This window comes from Leifsonia sp. NPDC056824, from assembly GCF_042789575.1.
Taxonomy (GTDB): domain Bacteria; phylum Actinomycetota; class Actinomycetes; order Actinomycetales; family Microbacteriaceae; genus Leifsonia.
This window is the reverse complement of the sequence record NZ_JBHUAV010000002.1, coordinates 153,660-175,613: the sequence shown is the minus strand read 5'-3', so window position 1 is coordinate 175,613 and position 21,954 is coordinate 153,660. Positions and strand designations below refer to the sequence as shown.

The following is a 21,954-nucleotide window of genomic DNA, read 5'->3' as shown; positions in this document are numbered from 1 at the left end:
CCGGCCCTTACAGACGCTCGGCGACGTACTCGGTCAGGTCGACCAGACGGTTGGAGTAGCCCCACTCGTTGTCGTACCAGCTCGAGAGCTTGACCTGGTCGCCGAGGACGCGCAGCAGCCCGGAGTCGAAGATCGACGAGTGCGGGTCGGAGACGATGTCCGAGGAGACGATCTCGTCCTCGGTGTACTTGAGGATGCCCTTGAGCGGACCCTCCGCGGCCTTCTTGTACGCGGCCTTGACCTCGTCGGCGGTGACCGGGCGCGAGGCGGTGACGGTCAGGTCGGTGATCGAGCCGGTGGGGACCGGCACGCGCAGCGCGAAGCCGTCGAGCTTGCCCTTGAGCTCCGGGAGGACCAGGCCGATCGCCTTGGCGGCGCCGGTGGAGGTCGGGACGATGTTGATCGCGGCGGCGCGGGCGCGGCGGAGGTCGCTGTGCGGGCCGTCCTGGAGGTTCTGGTCGGCGGTGTAGGCGTGGACCGTGGTCATCAGACCGCGCTCGATGCCGAACTCGTCGTTGAAGACCTTGGCCAGCGGCGCGAGGCAGTTCGTGGTGCACGACGCGTTGGAGATGATGTTGTGCTTCTCCGGGTCGTACAGGTGCTCGTTCACGCCGATGACGAACGTGGCGTCCTCGTCGGTGGCCGGAGCGGAGATGATGACCTTCTTGGCCCCCGCCGCGATGTGCTTCTTGGCGTCGGCGGCCTTGGTGAAGCGCCCGGTGGACTCGATGACGATGTCCACGCCCAGCTCGCCCCACGGGAGGTTGGCCGGGTCGCGCTCCTCGAGGACCTTGATCGGCTTGCCGTTGACGACGATGCTGTCGCCCTCCAGCTCCACCGTGGCGTCCAGGCGGCCCGTGATCGAGTCGTACTTGAGCAGGTGCGCGAGCGTCTTGTTGTCGGTGAGGTCGTTCACCGCGACGATCTCGAGGTCGCTGCCCTTGGCGAGGGCCGCACGCAGGTAGTTGCGACCAATGCGACCGAACCCGTTGATTCCGATCTTTACGGACACAGATGTCTCCCGTTGCTTGATGGGGGGCGCCGGACGGCGCCATGTGGGTGTTGTGGCGGACGGCGGCGTCCCGGGAAGGGTCCCTCCCGGGACGCCCACCCGCTACGACAGTAGCAGCAGACCCGAGGTCTTCTCGCGGGTCCGGGTGAAGCGGTCGGAGACGTCGGCCCAGTTGGTGATGTTCCAGAACGCCTTGACGTAATCCGCCTTCACATTCACGTAATCGAGGTAGAACGCGTGCTCCCACATGTCGAGGAGGAGCAGCGGGACGGTGGCCGCCGCGAGGTTGCCCTGGTGGTCGTAGAGCTGCTCGATGATGAGCTTCTGGCCCAGCGAGTCCCACGCGAGGATCGACCAGCCGGAGCCCTGGATGCCGAGCGCCGAGGCGGTGAAGTGCGCGCGGAACTTGTCGAACGAGCCGAAGAACTCGTCGATCGCCGCAGCCAGCTCGCCGGTCGGCTTGTCGCCGCCCTCCGGGGACAGGTTGTTCCAGAAGACCGTGTGGTTGACGTGGCCCGCGAGGTTGAACGCCAGGTCCTTCTGCAGCTTGTTGACGTACGTCAGGTCGTCGGCGTCGCGCGCCTCCGCCAGCTTGGCGATGGCGGTGTTGGCGCCGTCCACGTAGGCCTTGTGGTGCTTGTCGTGGTGCAGCTCCATGATCCGGCCGCTGATGTTCGGCTCCAGGGCCGAGTAGTCGTACGGAAGTTCGGCGAGCGTGTAGTCAGCCATTACTCATCTCCACAGTTGTTCTTCTTCGAGACCCGATTCGGGCGACTTCTTCAGTCTACTGAGGGCAACCCGGCCGGTCTCCGGTTCCTTCCCGGCCGCAGGCCCATCCGGAAACTACACCTCATCCAGGTCGGCGGGGAGGTTCGCGTCGGTGCCGGGGATGTCCAGCTCCGACGCCTTCTTGTCGGCCATCGCCAGCAGGCGGCGGATGCGGCCGGCGACGGCGTCCTTCGTCATGGGCGGGTCGGCGTGGTGGCCGAGCTCGTCCAGGCTCGCGTCGCGGTGCGCCAGGCGCAGCTCGCCGGCGTAGCGCAGGTGCTCCGGCATGTCGGGGCCGAGGATCTCCAGGGCGCGCTCGACGCGGGAGCAGGCGGCGACGGCGGCCTGGGCGGAGCGGCGCAGGTTGGCGTCGTCGAAGTTCACCAGGCGGTTCGCCGTCGCGCGCACCTCGCGGCGCTGGCGGAGCTCCTCCCAGTTGGCCACGGTGTCGGTCGCGCCCATCACGACGAGCATCGCGCTGATCGCCTCGCCGTCGCGGATGACGACGCGGTGCACGCCGCGCACCTCGCGGGCCTTGGCGGACACCCCGAGGCGGCCGGCGGCGCCGACGAGCGCCATGGCGGCCTCGTTGCCGGGGCAGGTGACCTCCAGCGCGGCCGAGCGGCCCGGGTCGGTCAGCGAGCCGTTCGCGAGGAATGCGCCACGCCAGACGGCGGACAACTCCTCGCGGGAGCCCGTGGTGAGCCGGTTCGGGAGGCCGCGGATGGGCCGGCGGCGGGCGTCCAGCAGGCCGGTCTGGCGGGCGAGCGTCTCACCGCCCTCCAGCACGCGCACCAGGTACTGGCTGGCGCGGCGGACACCGGAGGCCGAGATCACGGAGACGTCGCTGCGGACGCCGTACAGCTCGGCGAGGTCTTTACGCACGCGCCGGGCGAGCTCCGGCGTGTCCAGCTCGCTCTCGACGGCGATCCGGCCGCCGATCAGGTGCAGTCCGCCGGAGAACCGCAGGATGGTCGCCAGCTCGGCGGCGCGGACGGTCGTCTTGCTGACTTCGACCTTCGTGAGTTCGTCTTTGACGTCGGCGGTGAGAGCCAATCGGATTCCTAACTGTGAAAGACGGCGCGGGTCACGCCGTGAAGTGGGCGGCCGGCATCATTCACGGCCCAGGTCGCGGTGCTTGGTGTTGACCGCGACGCCGGGGAAGCCCCTCAACCTGGTCGCGAGCTCTTCGGCTATCGCGACGGACCGGTGCTTCCCTCCCGTGCAGCCTATCGCGATCATCGCGTGCCGCTTGTTCTCCCGCTGATAGCCGGCGAAGATCGGGCGCATCGCGGCGACGTAGCCCTCGATGAACTCCTCGGCGCCGTCCTGCTGGAGCACGTACTCGCGGACGATCTCGTCCAGCCCGGTGTGCGGGCGCAGCTCGGGGTTCCAGAACGGGTTCGGGAGGAACCGCGCATCCGCGACCAGGTCGGCGTCCGGCGGCAGGCCGTACTTGAAGCCGAAGCTCATCACGGTCACCTGCACGCCGGCGGTGTCCTCCGCCGCGAAGGTGTCGGTGATGTTGGTGGCGAGCTGGTGGATGTTCAGGTCCGTGGTGTCGACGATGATGTCGCTCGCCTCGCGGATCTCGCGCAGCCGCGCGCGCTCCGCGTCGATGCCGTCGAGGATGGTGCCGTTGCCCTGCAGCGGGTGCGGACGGCGCACCTGCTCGAAGCGGCGGATGAGCACGGCGTCGGAGGCCTCCAGGAACAGCACACGCACCTTGGTGCCCTCGCGCAGGCTCTGGATCATCGACTGCAGGTCTTCGAAGAAATTACGGCCGCGCACATCGACCACCGCGGCGATGCGCGGGAGGCCGGACTCGGCGCGATTGGCCAGCTCGATGAGCGGCCGGAGCATCTGCGGAGGCAGGTTGTCGACCACGTACCAGTCGAGGTCTTCGAGGGCGTTGGCGACCGTGGACCGGCCCGCGCCCGACATCCCGGTCACGATCAGCACTTCCTGCTGCTCGGCGTTCGCGTCGACGTCGCTCGCCACGTTCTCTCCTTCTCTGGACCGGGTGCGACCAGCCTACCGACTGACCCGGCGGCCCGAGACGGTTTCCGGGAACGGTGCGCGTCTGCGCGCACCCCCGCTTCGGGGCGGACGCGCTCAGCCGGCGGTGAGGCGCTCGTGGACGGCGGCCGCGATCGCCGGGCCGACCCCGCGGACCTCCGCGATCTGCTCCGGAGTCGCTTGGCGGAGCTGCGCCACCGAGCCGAAGTGCTTGAGCAGCTCCTTCACACGCGCGGGACCGAGGCCCGGGATCTCGCCGAGGACGGACGAGATGTCGCGCTTGCGCCGCGCCCGCTGGTAGGTGATCGCGAAGCGGTGCGCCTCGTCGCGGAGGCGCTGCACCAGGAAGAGCGCGTCGCTGTTGCGGGGCAGGATGACCGGGAAGTCGGAGTCGGGCAGCCAGATCTCCTCCAGCCGCTTGGCGATGCCGGCCAGCTGGATGCCGGTGACGCCGGACTCGTCCAGCGCGCGCTGCGCGGCGGCGACCTGCGGCTGGCCGCCGTCGACGATGAGGAGGTTCGGCGGGTAGGAGAACTTGCGGCGGCGGCGTTCTGCGGCCTCCGCGATCTCGGCGTCGACGTCGATCCGGGGGTCGTCGCCGTCGTCGTCGCGCTGCTCGATGTCCGGCAGCTCGGAGTCCTCCGGCTGGTCCGCCCCGTCTCTCAGGTAGGCCAGCCGGCGCGAGATGACCTGGTAGATCGACTCGGTGTCGTCGGTGGACTCGGGGATGCTGAACCGGCGGTACTGGTCCTTGCGGGGCAGGCCGTCCTCGAACACCACCATCGAGGCGACGATGTTGGTGCCGCTGAGGTGCGAGACGTCGTAGCACTCCATCCGCAGCGGGGCGTCGGCCATGCCGAGGGCGTCCTGGATGTCGTTGAGCGCCTTCGAACGCGCCACGAAGTCGGAGCTGCGCCGGGTCTTGTAGAGGATCAGCGCGTTCTTCGCGTTCATCTCCGCGGTCTGGGCGAGCGCGGCCTTGTCGCCACGCTGGGCGACGCGCAGCTCGACCCGGCCGGTGGACTTGGGGCCGCGGCGGATCGGGCCGGCCTCGTCGGCCTCCACCCGCCGCGCCATCAGCCACTGCTCCAGCTCGCTGGCGTCCTCCGGCAGCTCGGGGACGATGATCTCGCGCGGCGGGGCGTCGGTGCCCTCGTAGGCGTTCTGCAGTACGGTCTCGACCAGCTCGCCGAGCGTGATGTCGAGCTCCTTGTCGACCACCCAGGAGCGCACACCGCGGATGCGGCCGCCGCGGACGATGAACTGCTGCACGGCGGCGGCGAGCTCGTCGTGCGCGATCCCGAAGGCGTCGAGGTCGACGTTGTCCTGCAGGACGACGGCGCTCTTGCCCATCGCCGCCTCGAGCGCGCCGATCGCGTCGCGGTGCCGCGCCGCGGCCTCGTAGTCGAGGGTGCTCGCGGCCTGCTTCATCTTGTCGGTGAGGTCGCGGATGTACTTGGTGTCGTTGCCCGCCATGAACGAGACGAAGTCCTCGGCCAGCTCGCGGTGGTCCTCCGGGCTGATCCGGCCGACGCAGGGGGCGGCGCACTTGCCGATGTCGCCCAGCAGGCATGGCCTCCCGGTCAGCTCGGCGCGGCGGTAGACGCCGTCGGAGCAGCTGCGCACCGGGAACGCCTTCAGCATGAGGTCGACGGTGTCGCGGATCGCCCAGACCTTCGTGTACGGGCCGAAGTAGCGCGCGTCCTTGAGGTTGCGGTTGCGGGTCACCATGACGCGCGGGATGCGCTCGCCCAGCGTCACCGCGAGGTACGGGTACGACTTGTCGTCCCGGAACTGCACGTTGAACGGCGGGTTGAACTCCTTGATCCAGGTGTACTCGAGCTGGAGCGCCTCGAACTCGCTGGCGACCACCGTCCACTCGACGCTGGCCGCCGTCGTCACCATGCGGCGGGTGCGCTCGTGGAGGCTGCGCAGCGGCTGGAAGTAGTTGCTCAGCCGCGCGCGGAGGTTCTTCGCCTTGCCGACGTAGAGCACACGCCGGTTCTTGTCGCGGAACCGGTAGACGCCCGGCTGCGTGGGGATCTCGCCGGCCTTGGGGCGGTAGCCGACCGTGTCCGTACTCACAGCGCGATCCTACGCGGCGCCACGGACACGCTCGCTGCCGAGCGCGCCCTCCCCCTGCAGGAGCTCCTTGAGGAAGTAGCCCGTGTGGCTCCCCGGCGTCTCGGCCACCTGCTCCGGCGTGCCGGTCGCGATGACGGTTCCGCCGCCCGCGCCGCCCTCCGGGCCCATGTCGATGATCCAGTCCGCCGACTTGATGACGTCGAGGTTGTGCTCGATGACGATGACCGTGTTGCCCTTGTCGAGGAGACCGTTCAGCACCAGCAGGAGCTTGCGGACGTCCTCGAAGTGCAGCCCGGTGGTCGGCTCGTCGAGCACGTAGACGCTGCGGCCGTTCGAGCGGCGCTGCAGCTCGGTCGCGAGCTTCACGCGCTGCGCCTCGCCGCCCGACAGGGTGGTCGCGCTCTGGCCGAGCCGGACGTAGCCGAGGCCGACGTCCACGAGCGTCTGCAGGTAGCGGTGGATCGCCGAGATCGGCCGGAAGAACTCGGCCGCCTCGCTGATCGGCATGTCGAGCACCTCGGCGATGTTCTTGCCCTTGTAGTGCACGGTCAGGGTGTCGCGGTTGTACCGCGCTCCCCCGCAGACCTCGCACGCGACGTAGACGTCGGGCAGGAAGTTCATCTCGATCTTGATCGTGCCGTCACCGGAGCACGCCTCGCAGCGGCCGCCCTTGACGTTGAAGCTGAACCGGCCGGGCAGGTAGCCGCGGGCCTTGGCCTCCGGCGTCTCGGCGAACAGCGTGCGGATGCGGTCGAACACACCCGTGTAGGTCGCCGGGTTGGAGCGCGGCGTGCGCCCGATCGGCGCCTGATCGACGTGCACGACCTTGTCGAGGTTCTCCAGGCCGGTCACCGTGCGGTGCTTGCCCGGCAGCTTGCGGGCGCCGTTGAGCTTGTTGGCGAGCACGCGGTACAGGATGTCGTTGACCAGCGAGGACTTGCCCGAGCCGGAGACTCCGGTGACCGCCACGAACGCGCCGAGCGGGAAGTCGACAGACACCTTCTTGAGGTTGTTGGCCTCCGCGTCGACCACCCGGAGCACGCGCTTCTTGTCGATCTTGCGACGCTTCTCGGGGAGGACGATCTCGCGCCGGCCTGCCAGGTAGTCGCCGGTCAGCGACTCGGTGTTGGCGAGCAGCTCGTCGTAGGACCCGGAGTGCACGACGTGTCCGCCGTTGACGCCGGCGCCCGGGCCGATGTCGACGATCCAGTCGGCGGTGCGGATCGTGTCCTCGTCGTGCTCGACCACGATCAGCGTGTTGCCGAGGTCGCGCAGCGCGACGAGGGTGTCGATCAGGCGCCGGTTGTCGCGCTGGTGGAGGCCGATGCTCGGCTCGTCCAGCACGTAGAGCACGCCGGTGAGGCCGGAGCCGATCTGGGTCGCGAGGCGGATGCGCTGCGCCTCGCCGCCGGACAGCGTCGCCGCCGCCCGGGCGAGGTCGAGGTAGCTGAGGCCGACCTGGATGAGGAAGTCGAGCCGGATCTTGATCTCGCGCAGCACCTGCGCGCCGATCTTCTGCTCGCGCTCGGTGAGGTGCAGCTTCTCCATGAACGCGCGCGCGTCGGACAGGCTGAGGAGCGACGCGTCCGCGATGGAGGCGCCGTGGACCAGCACCGAGAGCACCTCGGGCTTCAGCCGCTTGCCCTGGCAGACCGGGCACGGCACCTCGCGGAGGTACTCGGCCCAGCGGGCGCGCTGGCTGTCGGTCTCCGCCTGCGCGTACTGGCGCTCGATGTAGGGCACGACGCCCTCGAAGCCGGACGTGTAGGACATCTCGCGGCCGTAGCGGTTCTTCCACCGCACCTTGACCTCGAAGTTGTCGCCGCGCAGCACGGCCTCCCGCACATTCTGCGGGAGCTTCTTCCACGGCGTGTTCAGCGAGAAGCCGAGGTCGCGCGCGAGGCCGTCGAGCAGCTTCTCGTAGTAGTTGAAGAGGCCCTTGCCCTGCGTCGTCCACGGGACGATGACGCCCTCGGCGATGCTGAGCGAGTCGTCGCCGAGCAGCAGGTCCTCATCCACCGACATGCGCGTGCCGAGGCCGGAGCACTCCGGGCAGGCGCCGAACGGGGCGTTGAACGAGAAAGTGCGCGGCTCGATCTCGGTGAGCTGGATGGGGTGGCCGTTGGGGCAGGACAGCTTCTCGCTGAACGACTGCCACGCCGCCGGGCCCTCGCGGTCCACGAAGTTGACCTGCACCAGGCCGTCGGTGAGCCGCAGCGCGGTCTCCAGCGAGTCGGTGAGGCGGCCGAGGATGTCCGGACCCGCCACGAGGCGGTCGACCACGACGGAGATGTCGTGCTTGACCTGCTTCTTGAGCGTCGGCGGCTCGCTGAGCTGGATCTGCTCGCCGTCCACGAGCGCGCGCGAGTAGCCGCTCGCGGCGAGCTCCTTGAAGAGGTCGACGAACTCGCCCTTCTTCTGCGAAATGACCGGGCTGACCACCATGTAGCGGGTGCCCGCTTCCAGCTCCATGAGCTGGTCGGCGATCTGCTGCACCGTCTGGCGCTGGATCTTCTCGCCGCAGACCGGGCAGTGCGGGACACCGATGCGCGCCCAGAGCAGGCGCATGTAGTCATAGATCTCGGTGATCGTGCCGACCGTCGACCGCGGGTTGCGGTTGGTCGACTTCTGGTCGATCGACACCGCGGGGCTCAGGCCCTCGATGAAGTCGACGTCCGGCCGGTCGACCTGGCCGAGGAACTGCCGCGCGTACGCCGAGAGCGACTCCACGTAGCGGCGCTGTCCCTCGGCGAAGATCGTGTCGAACGCGAGCGACGACTTGCCCGAGCCGGACAGGCCGGTGAAGACGACCAGGGAGTCGCGCGGGATCTCGAGGTCGATGTTGTGGAGGTTGTGCACCCGCGCGCCGCGGACGCTCAGGTGCGACCCCACGACCTTGCTCGGATTGCCTGCCGAACTCCTGCTACTCAGAGTGCTCACTCGTTCCATTCTCCGCTATTCGACGTCGCCCCACCCGCGTGTTCGCCCTCCGCGCACCTGCGCGGCGCCCCCGTCGGAGGCCCTGCCGGCGGGTTCGAAGCTTTGTTCGATTCTAGCAACCCGGACAGAGGATGTGCGACCACGCGCGAGCGTACGCCGGACCACCGACATTCCAACTCCGCACCGCGTTCACGCCCGCGGCCGGGCGAGCAGGAGCGCCGCCAGGAGGACCACCAGTCCGACGATCGCGCCGCCCGACACCACCGCCAGCCAGGGCGCAGCGGACGGCCGGCCGACGAGCAGCAGCACGATCGCCACGGCCTGCACCGGGACCTGGATGAGGATCAGGCGCCGCAGCGACGGCAGCAGCACGGTCGGCTTCACGCGGGCGGTCGCGGGCAGCACGAGCATCCACGCCGCGAGGACATGCAGCACATGGACGGCGGCGATCACTGCGAGGACCCGGAGGGTGAGGGTGCCCGGCTCCAGGAGCGTCGAGAACGCGAGTACGGCGATGAGGACCCACGCCACCCGCCAGCGCGGGACGGCGAGGGCGACCGCGGTGAGCAGGACGGCCACGGCGGGCCACGGGCCGCTGGGCGCGGTGGTGATCGCGAGCGGGACGGCGACGACCGCGAAGGCGACGCGGAGAGCCCAGGCAGGCACGGTGAGGCCGAGGTCGGGGGCGGGCGCCGGGGCCGTCTGCTCCCCCGTCCCGCTCATCCCCGCCTCCCTGGCGTCGCCAGCCGCCGCAGCATCGCGTCGCGCTCCGGCGACGCCCACTCCAGCAGCTCCGCGCCCGCCGCCCGCAGCCGGTCCAGGCGCAGCCTGCGCTCCAGGTCCACGATCCGCAGCGCCAGCCGTTCCCTGGCCGGGAGCTCGTCCACGGCGCGGGGCGGCAGCACGTCGACCGCCACCACCCGGTGCCCCGCCGCGCGCCAGGTCAGCGCCAGGCGCATGGCCTGGTCGTCCAGGAACGTGGACATCACGAAAACGACCGCTCCCTGCGCGAGCCGCGGCGCCCGCGCCCGCTCGGTCGCCGAGCCGTGCGGGGTGGTCAGCTCGACCGCGCGCAGCACCCGGTGCAGGTGTCGGGCGCCCGCGCGCGGCGGCAGCGCCCGGCGGGCGTCGGAGAGGTCGTCGAACCCGACCCGGTCGGACGCGGCGGCGTACGCGCCCGCCAGCGAGACCGCAGCCTCCCGCGCCACATCGAGGGAGGTCGCTCCCGGCCGCTGGTAGGGCGCCGCCCAGCCGGCGACGGCGCCGGGGACGTCGTCGCGCGCATCCAGTACGAGCTGCACCGCCGCGTCGGAGGTCGCCGTGGTCCGCCGCACGTACAGCTCGCCCGGACGCTGCGCGAGGCGCGCGGTCGCCTTCCAGTCGATCCGGCGGAGCCGGTCGCCCGGGCGGAAGCGGTCGATGTCCCGGAACTCGCCGCCGTCCCCCGGCCGCGCGGACACATGGCCGCCGGTCAGGCCGAGCAGGCGCGCGGGCAGCGGGAGGCTGCGGACCCGCTGCGAGGCAGGACGCACCACGCGCTCCGCGACGGCGGGGAGGCCGGGGTCGCCGGTCCACGCGGCGTCCGGCCCGATCCCGCGGGCGGCGAGCGTCATGATCCGTTGCGGGCCGGAGTGCGAGACGCCGATGCGGAAGCGCAGCCGGGCGGCCTCCCGCGGCGTCACCACCGCGTCCTCTGGTCGGCCGTCGGCCCGGTGAATGCGCAGGTGCACACCGTCCACGCGCCCGTCCGCCTCCGCCACCGCCTCGACGCCGACGCGGCCGTCCGGGTCGTCGCCGGCGATGGTCACGCGGGTGCGCGCGGCCGCGGACTCCGGCCGCGACGACCAGCCGAGCACGGCTGTCAGGAGCAGCGGGGCCGCGACCAGCATCAGCTCGACGCGCGACAGCACGAACGCCGCGACCAGGCACACGGCCGCGACGATCGCTGCCGCGGTCACCGCCGGGCTCAACGCCCACCCGGACCCGCCGGCCGGCGCCTCGGTCCGCTCGCGCGGGCCGGGCATGCGCGCCCGCGACCACAGCGACATCAGTCCGCGGCCTCCCGCTCGCGCGTCCCCACCGCCGGAGGCCCCGGCACGGAGGACACGACCTCGAGGACCACTTGCGAGGCGCTCACGCCGCTCGTCCACGCCTGCGCGGTCAGCGTCAGCCGGTGTGCGAGGACCGGCACGGCGACCCGCTTGACGTCGTCGGGGATGACGAAGTCCCGGCCGGCGAGCACCGCCAGCGCCCTGGCGACCAGCAGGAGGCCCTGCGACCCGCGCGGCGAGGCGCCGACCTCCACGGAGCGGTGCCGGCGGGTGGCGGCGGCGAGGCGCACGCAGTACGCGGCGATGTCGGGATCGACGTCCACGCTCTCGACCCCCGCCTGCATCGCCAGGAGCGTCCGCGCATCCGTGACCGGCTCGACCGTGGCGACCTCGTGCCGCCGGGCGACGCGGGCCATGAGCACCTGCGTCTCGCCGTCCGCGTCCGGGTAGCCGACGCCCAGCCGCACCATGAACCGGTCGAGCTGCGCCTCCGGGAGGGCGTAGGTGCCCTCCGACTCGATCGGGTTCGCGGTCGCGACGACGTGGAAGGGCCGCGGCAACGGGAAGCTGCGCCCCTCGACGGACACCTGCCCTTCGGCCATCGCCTCCAGGAGCGCCGACTGCGTCTTCGGCGAGGTGCGGTTGATCTCGTCGGCGAGGAACAGCCCGGTGAACACCGGACCCGGCCGGAACTCGAACTCGGCGGTCGAGGGCACGTAGACGAACGAGCCGGTGATGTCGGACGGCAGCAGGTCGGGCGTGCACTGCAGCCGCCGGAAGTCCAGGCCGACGGCGCTCGCGATGCTCCGCGCGGCGAGGGTCTTGCCGAGGCCCGGGACATCCTCGAACAGCACATGGCCGCCGGCGAGGACGGTGGCGAGCGCGACGAGCAGGGGCTCGCGCATCCCGACGACGACCGACTCGACGCGGTTCAGGACGTCGGCGCCGAGCCGGGCGACCTCGGTGACGGGGAGCGGGGCGAGGTCGGTCGCGGTGGTGGTGGACGTATCCGGGGTCATGCGGCTCCTGTCGTGTCTGCGGTGAGCGGGTCGGCGGGGCGAGCGCCGGCCGGCCGTTCGATTCCGTTCGGGCCGTCCGCCACCGCGCCCGGCACGGGCAGCGTCTCCGACCGGCCCAGCGTCTCGAATCGGGCCAGCGTCTCCAATCGGCCCAGGGACGCCGTGAAATCCTTCGGACGAGGGGCGGCCGCGCTGCCCTTGCGCAGCATCGCGGCGGTCTGCTCCCCCAGTAGCCGGACGACCTCCGGCTGGGCGGCCGGGTCGTCGAGCTGCACCCCGTACCGGTCGAGCACCTCGGCGGCGAGGCGACGGAGGCGGCGGACCGCCTCGGGCGACACGCGCCCGCCCCGCGCCCCGAGCGACCAGCCGAGCTGCACGACGTCCCGCCGCGCGCCCGCCCGCGGCTGCGGCTTCGGGACCGGCCAGGTCACTTCGGCCTGCTCGCCGAGGAGGGAGAGCACGGCGCCGAGCGCGAAGACGACGAACCCGAGTCCGACGGCGTGCGGGGCGTCCATCCCGAAGAACCAGGCCGCCACCCCGACGACCGTGGCCGCGAGCACGCACCCGACGGCGCGCCGCACCATCCGCGCGCGGGTCATCGGACCGCCCCGCCTGCCGCGGCGGTTCCCCACGAGGCGCGCAACGCCTCGATCGCGGTGCGGGCCGCGTCGACGTCGGTCGCGGTCACCGGCGCGTCGCTGAACCGGGCGCGCAGGTACAGGTCGAGGAGGTCACCGGCCGCAGCGCGGTCGGAGGCGACCCGGGCGAGCACCCGGCGGACGAACTCCCCCGGGGTCTCGGACGGGAGCCGGTGGACCCCGCTGTCCGCCGCGCCCTCCTCCAGGCCGAGCCACGCCCGCTCGATGGCGTCCCGCGGCTCCCGGCCCTCGCCGAGCAGGTCGAGCGCACGGTCGAGGCCGCGGCGTACGCGCTCGGGCCGCGGTTGCGCGGGCGGCTCCGGCGCGACGGACCCCTCGGTGGACCCGTCGACGTCGCCGTCGAGGCCGGGGTACTCGGGACGCAGCCTGCGCCGCAGGTAACGGTAGAGCAGGGCGAGCAGGACGACGACGACCAGCGCGATGACCGCATAGGTCACCCAGGTCAGGTCGATACGGGTATCGTGCGGGACATCGTGCGGCCCGGGGGTGCCGGTGACCTGCGGCTGCTCCCCGGGGTGCGGCTGGAGGTCGGCGGCCGGTGGGCTGAACCGGAGGCCGGTGAAGACCGGAGCGCCCTGAAATGCGAGCGCGAGACCGGAGAGGGCGAGCAGGATGCCGGCGGCGGTGACCATCCCCCACCGCTGCCGCGTCCGCGTCGCCTTCGAGCTCACTCTGCCACCGTAGCGCGGAGCTGGTGGGAGCGCGCGGAGGGTTACCCCTGCGCCAACGCAATCGATCCATTGCGATTTAACCGATCGACCGTTATCTTCAACTGCGCCGAGAATGTGCGCGCCAGGTTCAGCTCGAGGAGGAGCAATGACCGCAGTCCCGACCGCACCACGCCTGTTCCCGGTTCGCGGGCGCGCAGTCGGCATCATCGGCCTCGTCGGTGCGCTGCTCTTCGCGTTCTACTTCTTCGTGCCGACGCTGTTCCCGAGGATGGAGGCCGTCGTCTACGCGGCCCGGCCCTCCACGACCGAGATCGTCGCCGTCGGCGCGCAGTATCAGCAGCTGGTCACCTTCGGCACCTGGCTGCAGGCGACAGGGGCGGCCCTGTGTGTCGTCTTCTTCATCGGGGTCCTGTTCCTGACCCTGGCCAACGGCAGCGCCCCAGGGTACGTGGTCCTCTTCGGCGCGAGCGTCCTCGTCGCCCTGGTGCTGCTGGAAGGGGTGTTCACCCTGACCTGGGTGAGCGCCTCCAGCGCGGGGGTCGCCACCAGCGCGCGCGTCGGCTTCGACCTGATGTCCCGGTTCATCCAGGTGTTCCCGCTCGTCCCGGCGCCGGCGGTGTATCTGCCGCTGGGCTACCTCCTGCTGCGCAGCGGCCTGCTTCCCCGGTGGCTGGCCTGGGTGGCGGCCGGACTCGGCGCGGCATTCCTGCTGGTCGGCCTGCTCGAAGTGTTCCTGCCGTTCGCCCAGGCGTTCGCCGCCGGCCTCGCCGGTCTCCAGGCGTTCTGGATCATCACGGCGTCCATCGTGCTCATCGCCCGCGGAGAGGCCCGCGCGTCTCAGCCCGCGGCCGCGTCCGTGATTCCGGAGCAGTGAAGCTCGGCGGGTATCTGGAGCAGTGAAGCTCGGCGGCCCGTCGCACCCTCAGCCCAGGTGCCCCGCCTTCTCCATCTGCCTCAGGTCCCGCTTCAGATCCGACAGCTCGTCGCGCAGCCGCGCCGCCAGCTCGAACTTCAGCTCTCCCGCCGCAGCGAGCATCTGCCCGTTCAGGTCGGCGATCAGCGACTCCAGCTCCGCGGCGCCCTGGGCGGCGATGCCGCCGTTGCGGAGGTTCGGCGTCGGGCTCTTGCGGCGCTGCTCGCGGCCCGCGAGCATCCGGGCGGTGTCGGCCTCCTCGCGGGCCAGTACGTCGGTGATGTCGGCGATGCGCTTGCGGAGCGGCGTGGGGTCGATGCCGTTGGCGCGGTTGTACTCGATCTGCAGCTCGCGGCGGCGGTCGGTCTCCTCGATCGCGTTCTTCATCGAGTCCGTCAGCACGTCGGCGTACATGTGCACCTCGCCCGAGACGTTGCGGGCGGCGCGGCCGATGGTCTGGATGAGCGACGTCGACGAGCGGAGGAAGCCCTCCTTGTCGGCGTCGAGGATCGCGACCAGCGACACCTCCGGCAGGTCGAGGCCCTCGCGGAGGAGGTTGATGCCGACCAGCACGTCGTAGACGCCGGCGCGCAGCTCGGTGAGCAGCTCGACGCGACGCAGGGTGTCGACGTCGGAGTGCAGGTAGCGGACCTTCACCCCGGCCTCCGCCAGGAAGTCGGTGAGCTCCTCCGCCATCTTCTTGGTCAGCGTGGTGACCAGGATGCGCTCGTTGCGCTCGACGCGCACGCGGATCTCCTCGAGCAGGTCGTCGATCTGGCCCTTGGTCGGCTTGACGACGATCTGCGGGTCGACGAGCCCGGTCGGGCGGATGATCTGCTCGACCACGCCGTCCGCGATGCCCATCTCGTACTTCCCGGGCGTCGCCGACAGGTAGACGGTCTGGCCCACCCGGTCCTTGAACTCGTTCCAGCGGAGCGGGCGGTTGTCCATGGCGCTGGGCAGCCGGAAGCCGTGCTCGACCAGGGTGCGCTTGCGGGACGCGTCGCCCTCGTACATGGCGCCGATCTGCGGCACGGTGACGTGCGACTCGTCGATGACGACGAGGAAGTCGTCCGGGAAGTAGTCGAGCAGACAGTTCGGCGCCTCGCCGGGCTGCCGGCCGTCGATGTGCCGCGAGTAGTTCTCGATGCCGGAGCAGAAACCGATCTGCTCCATCATCTCCAGATCGAACTGGGTGCGCATCCGCAGCCGCTGCGCCTCCAGCAGCTTGCCCTCGCGCTCGAGCTCCTGCAGCCGCTCGCGCAGCTCCTCCTGGATGGTGCCGATGGCGCGCTGCATCGTCGCCGGGCTGGCCGCGTAGTGCGTCGCCGGGAAGACGGAGACGGCGTCCATCTTCTGCAGCACCTCGCCGGTGAGCGGGTGCAGCGAGTAGAGCGCCTCGACCTCGTCGCCGAACAGCTCGACGCGGACCGCGTGCTCCTCGTACATCGGGATGATCTCGATGGTGTCGCCGCGCACGCGGAACTTGCCGCGCGAGAAGTCGACGTCGTTGCGCTCGTACTGCATCGCGACGAACCGGCGGATGAGCGCGTCGCGGCCGACGTTCTGGCCGACCTGGAGCGCGACCATCGCCTCCAGGTACTCCTCGGCCGCGCCGAGTCCGTAGATGCAGGAGACCGTGGAGACCACGACCACGTCGCGCCGGCTGAGCAGCGAGTTGGTGGTGGAGTGCCGCAGCCGCTCGACCTCCGCGTTGACCGACGAGTCCTTCTCGATGAAGGTGTCCGTCTGCGGGACGTAGGCCTCCGGCTGGTAGTAGTCGTAGTACGAGACGAAGTACTCGACCGCGTTGTTGGGCAGCAGCTCGCGGAACTCGTTGGCGAGCTGCGCGGCGAGGGTCTTGTTGTGCGCGAGGACGAGCGTCGGGCGCTGCACCTGCTCCACCAGCCAGGCGGTGGTCGCCGACTTGCCGGTACCGGTCGCGCCGAGGAGGACGACGTCGGTCTCTCCCGCGTTGATGCGGCCGGCGAGCTCGGCGATCGCCTTGGGCTGGTCGCCGCTGGGCGAGTATTCACTGACGACCTCGAACGGGCGGACGAGACGCGTGGCTTGCATGAGTCCAGTCTAGGAAGGACCACCGACATCGCGGCCCGCTCTCGCTGAGAGCGGAACGGGCGGGCGCGGAACCCCGCGCTCAGGACCGCAGGCTCTCCCAGAGCTCGTCGACCTGCTCGCGGGTCCGGTCGAGCGATCCGTCGGTGTCGATCACCACGTCCGCCACCGCCAGCCGCTCCTCATCGGAGGCCTGCGACCCGATCCGGCGCTCGGCCTCCGCGGCATCCATCCCGCGCAGCCGCACCAGCCGGTCGATCCTCGTGGCGGCATCGGCGTGCGCGACGACGACCAGGTCGAAGGGGTACTCGTTGGCCGACTCGACCAGCAGCGGCACGTCGTAGACGACGATCGCCGCGGGATCGGCGGCGTCGGCGGCCTCGAACCGCGCGGTAGACGCGGCGAGCACGGCCGGGTGGGTGATCCCGTTGAGCTTCTGGAGGGCGTCCGCGTCCCCGAACACGATCGCGCCGAGCGCGGGCCGGTCGAGGCTGCCGTCCGCGGCGATCACGCCGTCGCCGAACGTGCGGGCGATCTCGGCCAGGGCCGGAGTACCGGGCTCGACGACCTCCCGGGCGATGCGGTCGGCGTCCACGACGACGGCGCCGAGCTCCGCGAGCCGGGAGGCGATGGTCGATTTTCCGGAGGCGATGCCGCCCGTGAGTCCGATCAGCTGCACGCCCTCCACTCTATTGCGTCCTCCACCCCATCCGCCGAGGGGCACGTCGTTGTCACTTTTGGGCCGCGAAAGTGACAACAACGTGCCCCTCGGCGGATTGCGGGCGCGTTAACGCCGGAACGGCCGGCCCCGAAGGGACCGGCCGTTCACGGGTGAGACGGGTCTCAGTTGTTGGAGCTGAGCTTCTCGCGCAGAGCGGCGAGCGACTCGTCGTCGGCGAGGGTTCCGCCGTTGCCGGTCTCGCTCGAGAAGGACGACGAACCGGTGTCGGCGGCCGCCTCCTCGATGCCCTTCGCGACCTGGCGCTTGTGCGCCTCCCAACGAGCCTGGGCGGCGGCGTACTGCTGCTCCCACTCGTCGCGCTGGGTGTCGAAGCCTTCCTTCCACTCGTTGGTCTCCGGGTCGAAGCCCTCGGGGTACTTGTAGTTCCCCTGGTCGTCGTACTCGGTGACCATGCCGTAGAGGGCCGGGTCGAACTCGGTGCCTTCGGGGTCGACGCCCTCGTTCGCCTGCTTGAGGCTGAGCGAGATGCGGCGGCGCTCCAGGTCGATGTCGATGACCTTGACGAAGACCTCTTCGCCGACCGACACGACCTGCTCCGCGAGCTCGACGTGCTTGCCGGAGAGCTCGGAGATGTGCACCAGGCCCTCGATGCCGTCCGCGACGCGGACGAACGCACCGAACGGAACCAGCTTCGTGACCTTGCCCGGGGCGACCTGACCGATCGCGTGGGTGCGGGCGAAGACCTGCCACGGGTCCTCCTGGGTCGCCTTGAGCGACAGCGAGACGCGCTCGCGGTCCAGGTCGACCTCGAGGATCTCGACGGTGACCTCCTGGCCGACCTCGACGACCTCGGACGCGTGCTCGATGTGCTTCCACGAGAGCTCGGAGACGTGCACGAGGCCGTCCACGCCGCCCAGGTCGACGAACGCGCCGAAGTTGACGATCGAGGAGACGACGCCCTTGCGGACCTGGCCCTTGTGCAGGTTGTTGAGGAACGTGGTGCGGGACTCCGACTGGGTCTGCTCCAGCAGCGCGCGACGCGACAGGACCACGTTGTTGCGGTTCTTGTCGAGCTCGAGGATCTTCGCCTCGATCTCCTGGCCCAGGTACGGGGTCAGGTCGCGGACGCGGCGCAGCTCGATGAGCGACGCCGGCAGGAAGCCGCGGAGGCCGATGTCGACGATCAGGCCGCCCTTGACGACCTCGATCACCGTACCGGTGACCACGCCGTCGGCTTCCTTGATCTTCTCCACGTCGCCCCACGCGCGCTCGTACTGCGCACGCTTCTTGGACAGGATGAGGCGGCCTTCCTTGTCCTCCTTCTGGAGAACGAGCGCCTCGACGGTGTCGCCGACCTCGACGACCTCGCTGGGGTCGACGTCGTGCTTGATGGAAAGCTCGCGCGAGGGGATGACACCCTCGGTCTTGTAGCCGACGTCGAGGAGGACCTCGTCGCGGTCGATCTTGACGACGGTGCCTTCGATCAGGTCTCCGTCGTTGAAGAACTTCAGCGTCTTTTCGACCGCGGCAAGAAAGTCTTCAGCAGAACCGATGTCGTTGACTGCGACCTGCTTCGGTGCCTTGTCGGTCGTTGCGGTTGTCATGTAGTGGATGCTCCGTTATGGACATAAATCAGGCCGAGCGCGAACCTCTGTGGGTGTCTTCCGCGAACGGCAGGCGGATGTGGATGTCACACAAGTGACGGTCTAGTCTACCGACTGGCCTGCGAAAGGGGCAACTCGCGGCCGGCGACGATGTCGCGGAGGGCGGGCTCCAGGTCCGGGAACGCGAATTCGTAGCCGGCGGCGAGCAGCCGTTCCGGCACCACCCAGCGGCTCTTCAGCACCAGCTCGGTCTCGGTGCGGATGACCGCCGTGCCGACCTCCAGCATCCAGCGGAACGCGGGGAGACCGGCCGGCACCCGCAGCACGCGGCGCAGGGTCGCCATCAGGGTGCGGTTGTCCGACGGGTTCGGCGCGGCGACGTTGACGGCGCCGTCGAGCTCGGGATGCGCGCGCAGGAACTCGATCGAGCCGAGCACGTCGGCGATGTGCACCCAGCTGAACCGCTGCCGCCCGCCGCGGGCGCGGAACTCGTGGAAGGTGCCGGCGTTGCGGCGTGCGGCGGTCGCGAACCAGCGGCCGTCGAGCTGCGGTCCGCCGAGGCCCGACTGGGTCAGCCGGATCAGCGGGAGGAGCGCGGAGCCGTCGCCGAGCACGATCGCCATGCGCAGCGCGACGCGTCGGGTGCCCGGCAGCTCGCCCTCGAAGAACTCGGCCTCCCAGCCGCGCGCGACGTTCACCGAGAAGCCGGCGCCGAGCTCGCCGGTGGACTCCGTCATCGGCCGGTCCTCCGCGTGCCGGTAGATGGTGGCGGTGGAGGCGTTGAACCAGACCGGCGGCGGGGCGTCGGAGGCGGCGACGGCCTCCCGCAGCGCCCGCGTCGTCTCCAGCCGGGAGCGGAAGATCTCGGCGCGGTTCGCGTCGCCGTAGCGGCAGTTCACGCTCTTGCCGGCGAGGTTGATCAGCACGTCCGCGCCGGTGACGACCCGTCGCAGTGCCTCCGCGTCGCCCCAGCGCGCGTCGGCGCCGTCGCGGCCGACCAGCAGGACCGTCGCGCCCGCGGCACGGTAGTGCTCCGCCAGGAAGCGTCCGATGAAGCCGGACGCGCCGGCGATAACGATGCGCTCGCTCACTCACTCCCCCGATGCGACGGCGGCGCTCCCGACCTGGTATCGGAACGTCCCCGCGTACTGGTACACCCTACCGATCAGCGGGACGCGCGCGACGATGGAGACCGCCTGCGCGCCGCGCTCGTCGTCGTACCGCTCGGTGAGCGCGACGACCGGGGCGACCGCCCTCGGGAGGACGAGCCGCAGCCTCCCCACCCGCACCGCGACCCGGCGGGAGGTCAGCCGCAGGGCGCCGTCGATCACGCGGGCGGAGAACCAGGCTTCGGCGAGCACCGGAGCGCCGAGGCGGTCCACGACCATCCAGCCGTCGACGCCGATCTCGTCGCGCATGTCGAGCACCCGCCCGCCCAGCTCGAACCGTCGCACCGCGCGTACCGCCGGTCCGCCGTCGGCCGACACCACGGGGACGTTCTCGACCGTGAACGGGACGGCCCGCTCCCACACCGGGAACATCACATGCGCCCGGCCGAACACCGCCAGCACCGGCCACAGCCAGCGCCGGGGCGTGCCGACGGTGTCGAACACGCCCCGGCCCGTGCCGGTGGACCCGGCGGGGATGGCGTCGAAGTAGGCGCGCAGCCGCGGATGGAGCTCGTCGAACGCCGGGCCGAGCACGGCCCGGTACGGGGAGGTCATCGCGGCTGCGCGCTCACTCGGAGTTGGCCGGTCGCTCAGTCGAGCAGCGCCGACTTCAGCGTGTCCAGGCCGACGCCGCCGATGTCGAGCGCCTTCTTGTGGAAAGCCTTGATGTCGAACGCGGCCCCCTCGCGGCGCGCGTACTCGTCGCGGAGCTGCTCCCAGATCCGCTGGCCGATCTTGTACGACGGCGCCTGCCCCGGCCAGCCGAGGTAGCGGTTCACCTCGAAGCGGACGAAGCCCTCGTTCATGTTGACGTTGTTCGCGAGGAAGCCGAAGGCGTACTCGCCGGTCCACGGGCCGGAGCCGTCCGGGAGCTGCTTCTCCAGGTGCACGCCGATGTCGAGGACGACGCGGGCGGCGCGCATCCGCTGGCCGTCGAGCATCCCCAGCCGGTCGGCCGGGTCGTCGAGGTAGCCGAGCTGCTGCATCAGGCGCTCCGCGTAGAGCGCCCAGCCCTCGGCGTGGCCCGAGGTGCCGGCGATGCGGCGCCAGGAGTTGAGCTGCGCCTTGTTATAGGTGGCCTGCGCGATCTGGAGGTGGTGGCCGGGGACGCCCTCGTGGTAGACGGTGGTCAGCTCGCGCCAGGTGTCGAACTCGGTGACGCCCTCCGGCACGCTCCACCACATCCGGCCGGCGCGCGCGAAGTCGTCGCTCGGGCCGGTGTAGTAGATGCCGCCCTCCTGCGTGGGGGCGATCATGCACTCCAGGCGGCGGATCTCGGCCGGGATGTCGAAGTGCGTGCGGCCGAGCTCCTCGATCGCGCGGTCGCTGGTCTGCTGCATCCAGCGCTGCAGCGCGTCGGTGCCGTGCAGCTTGCGGGAGGCGTCGCCGTCGAGGAACGCGATGGCCTCGTGGACGCTCGCGCCCGGCTTGATCTCCCGGGCGATGGACTCCTGCTCGGCGACCATGCGCGCCAGCTCTTCGATGCCCCACTCGTAGGTCTCGTCGAGGTCGACGGTCGCGCCGAGGAAGTCGCGGGAGGCGAGGGCGTACAGCTCGCGGCCGACGGCGTCCTTCTCGGGCGCGCTGGCGGCCAGCTCGTCCTGCAGGAAGGCGGCGAGCGTGGCGTAGGCGGCCGCCGACTCCGTGGCGCCGTGCGCCAGGTCGGCCTTCAGGGACGCGGGCAGCTCGCCGTTCAGCGGGCGGGCCGAGCCGGTGAAGTCGAAGAAGAAGCCGGTGTCCGCGATCTGCTTCTTCGCCTGGGCCAGCACCTCGCGCACCTGACGGATGGCGGGGACGTTGCCCGACGCGATGCCGCTGCGGAGGGTCTCGATGTAGCCGTCCATCGCCGCGGGGAGGTTGTGCAGCCGCTTCGCGACGTTCGCCCAGTCCTCCTCGGTGTCGGTCGGGACGAGGTCGAAGATGTCGCGGAGCTCCTGCGCCGGGGAGGCGATCACGTTGAGGTCGCGCTGATTGAAGCCCGCCTCGTGCTTCTCGATGGTGAGCTCGAGCTCGCGGGAGAGGTCCATCTTGGTGACCCGGTCGATGTCGTCCACCGGCTCGGCGGCCCGGATCTTGCCCAGGGCCTCGCGGACCTTGCCGACGGCCTGCTCGGCGCCGGCCGGCGAGTAGTCCGAGTACTCGCCCTCGCGGCCGGGGCGGCCGAGCCAGACGTGGTACTCGGGGTGGAGCTCCAACTGGGTGTCGACCCACTCGTCAGCGATCGTGTCGATCGGAGTGGATTCGCGCTTCTCTGCGTTCGTCATGATCCGACCCTATCGAGCGGCCCAC

The 21,954-nt window shown here is 70.8% G+C and carries 18 protein-coding genes; 1 reads left to right on the top strand and 17 read right to left on the bottom strand.

The window, feature by feature from the left end:
- Positions 1-7: 7 nt before the first annotated feature.
- The 11 genes from gap to ACFRFH_RS10175 form a co-directional block, all read right to left on the bottom strand.
- A complete protein-coding gene (gene gap, locus ACFRFH_RS10225) occupies positions 8-1,012 on the bottom strand; it encodes a type I glyceraldehyde-3-phosphate dehydrogenase (RefSeq protein ID WP_382462905.1) in 1,005 nt (334 codons plus the stop codon).
- A 102-nt stretch (positions 1,013-1,114) separates the two neighbouring features.
- Entirely contained in the window at positions 1,115-1,741 is a 627-nt protein-coding gene (locus ACFRFH_RS10220; RefSeq protein ID WP_382462904.1) for a superoxide dismutase, read from the bottom strand.
- A gap of 114 nt (positions 1,742-1,855) precedes the next feature.
- Positions 1,856-2,836 carry a DNA-binding protein WhiA gene (gene whiA, locus ACFRFH_RS10215; RefSeq protein WP_382462903.1) on the bottom strand — a complete coding sequence of 327 codons (981 nt, stop codon included), beginning with the start codon at positions 2,834-2,836 and terminating at the stop codon, positions 1,856-1,858.
- A 57-nt stretch (positions 2,837-2,893) separates the two neighbouring features.
- Entirely contained in the window at positions 2,894-3,781 is an 888-nt protein-coding gene (gene rapZ / locus ACFRFH_RS10210) for an RNase adapter RapZ (protein WP_382462902.1), read from the bottom strand.
- Positions 3,782-3,895: 114 nt separating this feature from the next.
- A complete protein-coding gene (gene uvrC, locus ACFRFH_RS10205) occupies positions 3,896-5,884 on the bottom strand; it encodes an excinuclease ABC subunit UvrC (protein ID WP_382462901.1) in 1,989 nt (662 codons plus the stop codon).
- A gap of 9 nt (positions 5,885-5,893) precedes the next feature.
- Positions 5,894-8,833, bottom strand: coding sequence for an excinuclease ABC subunit UvrA (uvrA, locus tag ACFRFH_RS10200; protein WP_382462900.1), 2,940 nt, complete (start codon positions 8,831-8,833; stop codon positions 5,894-5,896).
- Positions 8,834-9,013: 180 nt separating this feature from the next.
- On the bottom strand, positions 9,014-9,547 hold the full coding sequence (locus ACFRFH_RS10195; RefSeq protein WP_382462899.1) for a hypothetical protein: 534 nt from the start codon (positions 9,545-9,547) through the stop codon (positions 9,014-9,016).
- Positions 9,544-10,872, bottom strand: a complete 1,329-nt coding sequence (locus ACFRFH_RS10190; protein ID WP_382462898.1) for a DUF58 domain-containing protein — start codon at positions 10,870-10,872, stop codon at positions 9,544-9,546. Before ACFRFH_RS10190 ends, ACFRFH_RS10195 begins: the two co-directional genes overlap by 4 nt.
- A complete protein-coding gene (locus tag ACFRFH_RS10185; RefSeq protein WP_382462897.1) occupies positions 10,872-11,894 on the bottom strand; it encodes an AAA family ATPase in 1,023 nt (340 codons plus the stop codon). Before ACFRFH_RS10185 ends, ACFRFH_RS10190 begins: the two co-directional genes overlap by 1 nt.
- Positions 11,891-12,493, bottom strand: coding sequence for a hypothetical protein (locus tag ACFRFH_RS10180; protein WP_382462896.1), 603 nt, complete (start codon positions 12,491-12,493; stop codon positions 11,891-11,893). The genes ACFRFH_RS10185 and ACFRFH_RS10180 overlap by 4 nt, the downstream gene beginning before the upstream one ends.
- Positions 12,490-13,224, bottom strand: coding sequence for a DUF4129 domain-containing protein (locus ACFRFH_RS10175; protein ID WP_382462895.1), 735 nt, complete (start codon positions 13,222-13,224; stop codon positions 12,490-12,492). The genes ACFRFH_RS10180 and ACFRFH_RS10175 overlap by 4 nt, the downstream gene beginning before the upstream one ends.
- Positions 13,225-13,369: 145 nt before the next feature.
- On the opposite strand from ACFRFH_RS10175, the gene ACFRFH_RS10170 reads away from it, so the two are divergent.
- A complete protein-coding gene (locus ACFRFH_RS10170; RefSeq protein ID WP_382462894.1) occupies positions 13,370-14,098 on the top strand; it encodes a hypothetical protein in 729 nt (242 codons plus the stop codon).
- 48 nt (positions 14,099-14,146) lie between these two features.
- Here the strand turns inward: ACFRFH_RS10170 and uvrB are convergent, their stop codons facing one another.
- From uvrB to ACFRFH_RS10140, 6 genes are all read right to left on the bottom strand, one after another.
- Positions 14,147-16,213 carry an excinuclease ABC subunit UvrB gene (uvrB, locus tag ACFRFH_RS10165; protein WP_382462893.1) on the bottom strand — a complete coding sequence of 689 codons (2,067 nt, stop codon included), beginning with the start codon at positions 16,211-16,213 and terminating at the stop codon, positions 14,147-14,149.
- A gap of 79 nt (positions 16,214-16,292) precedes the next feature.
- Entirely contained in the window at positions 16,293-16,889 is a 597-nt protein-coding gene (gene coaE, locus ACFRFH_RS10160; RefSeq protein WP_382462892.1) for a dephospho-CoA kinase, read from the bottom strand.
- 164 nt (positions 16,890-17,053) lie between these two features.
- Positions 17,054-18,496 (bottom strand): 30S ribosomal protein S1, encoded by a 1,443-nt coding sequence (gene rpsA / locus ACFRFH_RS10155; RefSeq protein WP_382462891.1) that lies wholly within the window; start codon positions 18,494-18,496, stop codon positions 17,054-17,056.
- A gap of 107 nt (positions 18,497-18,603) precedes the next feature.
- A complete protein-coding gene (locus ACFRFH_RS10150) occupies positions 18,604-19,587 on the bottom strand; it encodes an epimerase (RefSeq protein ID WP_382462890.1) in 984 nt (327 codons plus the stop codon).
- The gene (locus ACFRFH_RS10145) at positions 19,588-20,220 is read right to left on the bottom strand and encodes a DUF4166 domain-containing protein (protein ID WP_382462889.1); all 633 of its coding nucleotides are present in this window, start codon (positions 20,218-20,220) and stop codon (positions 19,588-19,590) included. It abuts the gene before it with no gap.
- 35 nt (positions 20,221-20,255) lie between these two features.
- Complete coding sequence (locus tag ACFRFH_RS10140) at positions 20,256-21,929, bottom strand: DUF885 domain-containing protein (RefSeq protein WP_382462888.1); 1,674 nt, start codon at positions 21,927-21,929, stop codon at positions 20,256-20,258.
- Positions 21,930-21,954: the final 25 nt, after the last annotated feature.